The following is a 7,021-nucleotide window of genomic DNA, read 5'->3' as shown; positions in this document are numbered from 1 at the left end:
TTAGGGATAGGTAAATCCACCTTGCAGAAATGGCTGAGTCAATACCGTCAAGAAATCAGTGGCGAAGCACCTAAAGCCGGCAACGCTTTAACGGATGAACAGCGCGAGCTTCAAGAGCTGCGTAAGCAGGTTAAGCGGCTGACTATGGAGCGCGACATTCTAAAAAAGGCTTCTGCTCTGCTGGCCTTGGACAGCCTGAACGGCTATCGTTAATAAGACAGCTTGCAGAGCAAGACGAACAGGTCAGTAAAAGCCTTGCCTAAAAACCTCACGACATCCATCGTCGCATGAATCAAATCTGCCCTTGAATTCTGCAAGCACCTGTCTCTACAATCAAAGTCATCTTGTCCAAACATGGATACTCATGATTGGATATACCCTTTCTTTTATGCCGAGTCTGCCATGTATGCACTCATTGACTGCAACAGCTTTTATGCCAACTGTGAAAAGCTCTTTCGTCCTGATCTCAAGGACAAGCCTGTGGTCGTGCTCTCTAACAATGATGGCTGCGTCGTTGCTCGATCACCTGAGGCAAAGCTATTAGGTATTAAGATGGGCGTGCCGTACTTTCAAGTCAAAGACTTCTGTGAGCACAATAACGTCACTGTCTTTAGCTCCAACTACACCCTCTATGCCGATATCTCTCAGCGTGTCATGATGACCCTTGAAACCCTCTGTCCAACGGTTGAGGTCTATTCCATTGATGAAGCCTTTTTATACCTAGCTGATTATCCTGTTGCTATGCAAGACTTAAGTTCTTATGGACATAAGCTTAAAGCCATTGTCGAGATGCACACGGGTATTCCAGTGGGTGTCGGTATTGGCACTACCAAGACCATGGCAAAGCTTGCCAATCATGCGGCTAAGAGGTATCCCGCTACCAAAGGCGTCTGTGTGTTAGACAATATCAGATGGATACGCCGCATCATGCAGATAACCGATGTCGGTGAGCTATGGGGTGTGGGTCGTCGTTATAAGGTTAGGCTCAATGAGATGGGTATCCATACCGTCTACCAGTTAGCCATCTGTGAGCCTGGCAAGATAAGGCAGCACTTCGGCGTGGTACTCGAGCGTACCTGCTTAGAGCTTAACGGTCAGTCCTGTCTGGGTATTGACAGCATAGCGCCTAAAAAGCAAATCATCTCCTCACGCTCTTTCTCTGAGCGCATCACCGACCAGCAAGCCCTTAGCGAGTCTATCTGTGCTCACGTAGCAAAAGCCGCCAGTAAACTACGACAGCAAGACAGCGTGTGTGCCTATATCACTGTCTTTGCCAAGAACAGCCCCTTTAGTAAAAACGAGCCCTACATTTCTATCTCTGGTGATTATCACTTTATAACACCTACAGCAGACACCAGAGTGATGGTCACCGCTGCCAGACAAGTACTAAAGGTGATCTATAAAGAAAAGGTACGCTACGCGAAAGCGGGTGTGATGCTGCTTGGCATCTGTCAGCATGATGAGGTGCAGCTTGATTTGTTTGCAGAAGATCAAAGCAAAGACAACAATGGGAATGAAAGTACAAAGAAGAGTACTGAGAAAAGAGGTGAAGTCACTGCCATCATGGATGCGCTCAATAAAAAGTACGGACAGAACAGCAATCAGCAAGCGGCGGTGTTTATCGCCAGTGAAGGGATTAAAGATAAGCAGTCGTGGCAGATGAGCCGTAACATGCTATCACCGTGCTATACCACCAATATTAATCAATTGCCTAAGGTGCATTAGATGACCGTCAAAATAATAGGCAAGCTAACCAATGAGGGTGAAACGGTATTACTCTCTTTATACAGCGATAAGGTGAAAGCGGGATTTCCAAGTCCAGCCACTGACTATGTGCAAAACTGTATTGATTTAAACACGCTGCTCATACGTCATCCTGCATCGACCTATTTGGTTGAGGTGGAAGGGGACAGTATGGTCAATATCGGTATCTACCCCAATGACATCTTAATCGTTGATCGCTCACTGACAGCCTGTCACAAAGACATCGTGATTGCACTAATAGATGATGGATTCACAGCTAAGCAATTGATACTGAGTGAGCACATCATACTGCGAGCGCACAATGAGAATTATGCAGATATCGTGGTCAAGGGCTCGCTTGAATTGTTCGGGGTGGTGGCAAGTAGCATTAGACGGTTTAAGCGGTGAGTGTAGGGTAATAAGTACGGTCAGATTTCTAGCAGAAAGCACAGTAGTAGTAACGAGCATTATTAACGTCAATTAAGGGAGCAAAGCAATGACTGATAAAACAGAGCAAAATGAGTCTAATGATTTGGTACAAGAGTGGATAGACAGGTCAGCACTGAATGCCATACAAATGAGTGAGGATGAGGACTACCGTCAGCTGGTGTCTGCAAGAGCAACGAACTGGGGTAAAGATATTCGGGAGAGGTCAGATCAGCGGATCAGGCAGTCACAAGCACCGCTTTTAGAGATATAGTTTTTTATATGAATAGTGGACTTAGAATATCAATTTTTGCTGTCGCATTACTTCTAAATTGGATAATAGTTTTACAGCCTAAAAGAGCTTAGTCTGTAAAACTATCAATCATCATGAGGTTGGATGTCTTAACAATAACCAACTTAAGTTATTAAAACTGTAATTAGTTATATTGACAAGTGGGATAGTGCCATTGACGACTTCTGTTACTAGCTAGCCCATAATGCTAATAGCCAGTATCGATATCAAATGATTTTTTTCATTATTTATTTCATTAATTTCGATGGTCGAAGAAGTGCTAAAGATCAAACGTACAAGTGACACTATTGCCTTCAGCATCGTAGGAGCTTAAGTTATGAAGGTCATCACTATATTCAGAGTCAAAAAATACATTAAAGTTTTTAGCGATACCAACATCGCTAGAGGTTCCTGCATTAGCTTCATCTATGATGGAGTAAACATATAAAGGCTGATAACCTGGTTTTTGCCATTTATAGAAGTGTTGCGAAGATAGAGAGCTTGCTGCTGAGTCGCAGTTTGATTTTACTCGGGTAAGCTCACTCGCTCTAAACAGATCTTCAACTTTATAAACTTTACTACCCGTCTCATCCTCCATTACTGACTGTCCAGAGCCGATATTTATTATTTCGGGTTGTGCCTTTGTACCTATAACTCTCATGCCACCAACATCATCTAAACCACCCCAAATGTAGTATTGATTCTTTTCAGGTGAATACTCATCTTTAGTAGGTGTTTTAGGATCCCACTCTTCAACAGCAGATATACTAGCTAGCTTTTCCCAATTCCAATTGGATTCTGGTTCTAGTGCTAAGTAGTCAGTGACTTGAGCAAATTTAGGAGGGTTTTCATCAATCACTTCGACAGTTTCTACTGCTTCTGATTCTGCTACAGACTCAGTAACTGCAGTAGAATCAGAAACCCCTGCCTCTGTAGCAATTGATTCTTCAAGGGCAGTGCTTTGTGTTGTTTCTTCTACGGGTGCGTTGTCAGAGCAGCCAGTGAGAGCAACAAAGCTACTTAGTGCAAATACGGATAAGATGTGGTTGGCTTGCATTGAAAATTCCTTAAAATTAGAAAGGTGTTAAATAGAAGGGCTAAAATAATAAATTAGGAGGACTAGCTTAAACCTCTAAGGCGCAAGCAGTTAGCGACAAGCCACCTTCTTATCCGCTTTATTTATACAAACTAATTGCTCGTTAAGAGTTGCAACCTCTGCAATGCCATCATTAAAAATAAAGTAATTAGCACCCATATAGTTAACACTATAGCGTTCAACATTGTCGTTGGAGTATTTGAAAGGAATAACGGTTTTGTTCGCACCATTAATGAAGCCCCATGTCTCACCTTTTAATACGCCAGCGACACCTTCACTAAACGGACGTATTTCATCATAGACAAAGGGGATAGCAACTTTACCCGTTTTAGTAATATAGCCCCACTTGTCACCTTTTTTCATACCTGCTAAGCCTTGTGAAAAACCATAAACACCGCCAAAGTGACCATTGGTATAATCATACTCAGGAGTTACGACCTCTTTACCATCAATATTAATAAAGCCCCATTTACCAGACTTTGACATAACTGGTGCCATGCCCTCACTGATGGACTCTACAACTGCATATTTATTAGTGAAAGGCATAATGACTTTATTAGAGGTATCGATAATACCAAACTTATCGTTTTTCTTAACCAAAATACGTTTATTGGAGACAGGCTCAGACCACGTTTCATCATACTTGTCATCAGGATCTTGCATAGAATCGTAAATCGTAGGTACTACCACCTTACCTTGGATATTCATGTAGCCCACTTTGCCATTTTTCATTACGGCAAAAATGCCATCATTAATACTATAAAAGTTTACATCGTCATAGCCTTTCGAGCTTACTAAAGCTTTACCTTGTTTGTCTAATAAGGTTCGAACGCTATAATCAGTGTTATAGCCGATGAAGTAGCTATCATCTGAAGTGCAGTAAACCTCTGCATAATTTGTTTTGGGCGGTTTACAATCATCATAAGCTTGAGCAGGTAGGGCATAAGCGCCAATACTGAGTGCAGCGGCTAACGGTAGCAAACGAGCAGGAAATAAAGTCATAAGTGACATTCCTAATAGTTAAATTTTGTTTAAGTGCGATTTATATTTGAAATTATAGCGGCTGTTTTAGCTTAAAATTAGTAATCCGACGAACAGTAATTGCTCGTCAAGTCTCTAAAGTATTAATATCAGATAAAAAAACATAAATATGCACACTTATGTGCTCATATTTATGTTTATATTTTCAAAAAAAAGAGTCTATTTCTACGCATCATGGCATGATTAGTTATACATCTCATCAAGTACACTTGGGAAGCTCTCGTAATTCTTATGCTTAAGCTCTTTACCATTCTTATCAATAGTAATCGCGGTTACTTGGCCATTCTCATTTTCTTGATAAACCTCTATAGTGCCCTTTTTAAAATAGCCGCCAATGACATCAGGTGAGTCACCACCTGGATCAATAGAAACATAATCGTATTTAGGCTCTATCACCACTTTTCCTGTAGTGTCGATAAATCCCCACTTGGCCTTTTCATAATCGCCTTTAGCAACAGCAGCTAAGCCTTCAGAAAAAGGCATGGCTTGATTCCAAATTGGATCTACTATTACGTTGCCTTTGGTGTTAATAAAACCTTGTTTATCTGAATCTACTGCATTAAACGCCGCCAAACCTTCTTCAAATTCACCTAGATGACCGTATTTAAGGGCGATAATTTCCTTACCATTGTGATTGATAGCGCCGTACTTATAATCTTTTGATACAGTAGCTAAACCATTAGAAAAGTCAGATGCAGTTTCATATTCAAATGGGATTATGGTATTGCCTTTTTTGTCCATATAGCCCCATTTATCTTTTTTTAATACCGCTACTAATCCTTCAGAGAAATCTCTAGCATCCAGCATCCAACCGTAATCGGCTGCTATATCTACTGGTATGACTATCTCACCTGAGCTATTGACATATCCAATATAGTAGCCTCCATCAGAATCAGACTTCATGTTCTTTTTTAGAAGGTAAGCCATTCCTTCATTAAAACCACCGCAAAAGTCATATTCTGCTTTTACTACCACGTCACCTGCTTCATTCTTAAAGCCACATTGTTCTGAGTACTCACCACCTGGTACTGTGTAGTGAACCAAATCAGGCTTATCTTCAGGGATAATTAAATTTTCTTCCTCTGATATTACGGTTTCTTGCTCAGGCGCTATAGAAGCTTCAGTTGTTTCGACACTGATATCATTGTTGGTTTTTTCGATATCCGAAACCGACTCATTTTTACTACAACCGCTGAGGGTAAGGCTTGTCATTACTGACAAAACAATCAATTGTTTCCGTAGCATACGAGCTGTCCTTTTTATTTTTTATGGTATTTATTGATAGCTTAATAGCAATTTAGCGCCAAATTTTGTTAGCAAACAGCTTCCTAATTAAGATATAGGCTCATTAAGAAGTTGTTTATGAATTTATCTGAGGGGCGATGACTTACAGCTCACAATTAATGCTGATCTCTCTAGCATTAAAAGTAGCGCCACTATCATACATACCACCCATGCCTTCAACTCTACGAGCTTTGAAGTTTGAAATGATGGCGGGAATGTTTGCAGATGGTGCAAAGATTAATTTTGCATGAGCGCCTTCAGTTCCCTCGCGATATCCAGTCTCTATGGCTTTTAAAGGTTGTTTTCGATAGTAGGCATTCTTTAGCTGCAGTGAAAAAGTGATGTAGGAGCCATCTGTACTTTTTGTGATATTTTGAATCTGATTACGGTACTCTGATGCCCATTGAGCAGACGGTCTGGCACGTGAGTTATCCATATCGATAACCGTGTCTTTAAAGGCATAATAACGATCTGATATCTTGTCGTACGGTGGTGTACTACCATGACAAGCATCTTCCATCCAGCCCATCAAAAAGATCATATCTGTCGCAGGGATAGATGTGGAGCTTTGACTTTGGGTCTTCGCTTGAGTGGGCGTGTTTATACCGGTGGTAATGTCTTTAACCATGGTAGAAACACCTTGGCCAACTGATGTGCTGATGTCTTTTGTTAGCACGCTTACTTCAGCACAACCTGATAAACTCAGTAATACAGCTAAGCCAATACCTGATAGAACGAACTTATTACGACACATTATGGATATCCATTTTAATAAAAGGGTAATATTGTAGCAACAGTTTAGATGTTTTAATATACAAACATTAGTTTAATTTAAAATAATTTCATAAATAGAAACTGTACTATTCTGTTCAAATTTAAGAGGGCAATAGCTGCGATGAGCATTGAAGATATAGACATTAATTGGGATGGCATACATCCGTACAAAACTTGAAATTAAATGACTTTCGTTTCCGCAAAATTACTGCGAATGTATGTATCCTAGATTCAAATAAGAAGTGCAACGTTTTAAAAGAATGAGTTGAAGAGTAAGATGTGCCGTGTTGCATTTCAAACTTCAACTCCTACATATCAGAACGTTATGAAACACTATACACATCTTACCCAAGAGCAAAGATATC

The 7,021-nt window shown here is 40.6% G+C and carries 8 protein-coding genes; 4 read left to right on the top strand and 4 right to left on the bottom strand.

The window, feature by feature from the left end; translation table 11 throughout:
• The 4 genes from ABYU67_RS11585 to ABYU67_RS11570 form a co-directional block, all read left to right on the top strand.
• A partial coding sequence (locus ABYU67_RS11585; RefSeq protein ID WP_372845356.1) for a transposase occupies positions 1–213 on the top strand: 213 nt, incomplete at its 5' end.
• A gap of 141 nt (positions 214–354) precedes the next feature.
• Positions 355–1,725: a Y-family DNA polymerase gene (locus ABYU67_RS11580; protein WP_372845353.1), complete on the top strand. Its 1,371-nt coding sequence runs from the start codon at positions 355–357 to the stop codon at positions 1,723–1,725.
• Positions 1,726–2,151, top strand: a complete 426-nt coding sequence (locus ABYU67_RS11575) for a LexA family protein (RefSeq protein ID WP_372845351.1) — start codon at positions 1,726–1,728, stop codon at positions 2,149–2,151.
• 88 nt (positions 2,152–2,239) lie between these two features.
• Positions 2,240–2,443 (top strand): hypothetical protein, encoded by a 204-nt coding sequence (locus tag ABYU67_RS11570; RefSeq protein ID WP_372845348.1) that lies wholly within the window; start codon positions 2,240–2,242, stop codon positions 2,441–2,443.
• A gap of 298 nt (positions 2,444–2,741) precedes the next feature.
• Here the strand turns inward: ABYU67_RS11570 and ABYU67_RS11565 are convergent, their stop codons facing one another.
• From ABYU67_RS11565 to ABYU67_RS11550, 4 genes are all read right to left on the bottom strand, one after another.
• The gene (locus tag ABYU67_RS11565) at positions 2,742–3,518 is read right to left on the bottom strand and encodes a hypothetical protein (protein ID WP_372845346.1); all 777 of its coding nucleotides are present in this window, start codon (positions 3,516–3,518) and stop codon (positions 2,742–2,744) included.
• A 90-nt stretch (positions 3,519–3,608) separates the two neighbouring features.
• A complete protein-coding gene (locus ABYU67_RS11560; RefSeq protein ID WP_372845344.1) occupies positions 3,609–4,559 on the bottom strand; it encodes a WG repeat-containing protein in 951 nt (316 codons plus the stop codon).
• 222 nt (positions 4,560–4,781) lie between these two features.
• Positions 4,782–5,843 carry a WG repeat-containing protein gene (locus tag ABYU67_RS11555; protein WP_372845342.1) on the bottom strand — a complete coding sequence of 354 codons (1,062 nt, stop codon included), beginning with the start codon at positions 5,841–5,843 and terminating at the stop codon, positions 4,782–4,784.
• A gap of 142 nt (positions 5,844–5,985) precedes the next feature.
• Positions 5,986–6,636 (bottom strand): hypothetical protein, encoded by a 651-nt coding sequence (locus tag ABYU67_RS11550; protein WP_372845340.1) that lies wholly within the window; start codon positions 6,634–6,636, stop codon positions 5,986–5,988.
• Positions 6,637–7,021: the final 385 nt, after the last annotated feature.

The sequence above is a fragment of the Psychrobacter sp. genome, assembly GCF_041554015.1.
Lineage (GTDB): Bacteria > Pseudomonadota > Gammaproteobacteria > Pseudomonadales > Moraxellaceae > Psychrobacter.
Note: the sequence above shows the minus strand (reverse complement) of the source record. Positions and strands in the feature narration are given on the sequence as shown.

Bases quoted from the DNA above. Each gene is read 5' to 3' on its own strand.
- ABYU67_RS11575 (WP_372845351.1), top strand. From the start codon at position 1,726: ATGACCGTCAAAATAATAGGCAAGCTAACCAATGAGGGTGAAACGGTA.
- ABYU67_RS11580 (WP_372845353.1), top strand. From the start codon at position 355: ATGGATACTCATGATTGGATATACCCTTTCTTTTATGCCGAGTCTGCC.
- ABYU67_RS11565 (WP_372845346.1), bottom strand. From the start codon at position 3,518: ATGCAAGCCAACCACATCTTATCCGTATTTGCACTAAGTAGCTTTGTT.
- ABYU67_RS11570 (WP_372845348.1), top strand. From the start codon at position 2,240: ATGACTGATAAAACAGAGCAAAATGAGTCTAATGATTTGGTACAAGAG.
- ABYU67_RS11560 (WP_372845344.1), bottom strand. From the start codon at position 4,559: ATGACTTTATTTCCTGCTCGTTTGCTACCGTTAGCCGCTGCACTCAGT.
- ABYU67_RS11555 (WP_372845342.1), bottom strand. From the start codon at position 5,843: ATGCTACGGAAACAATTGATTGTTTTGTCAGTAATGACAAGCCTTACC.
- ABYU67_RS11550 (WP_372845340.1), bottom strand. From the start codon at position 6,636: ATGTGTCGTAATAAGTTCGTTCTATCAGGTATTGGCTTAGCTGTATTA.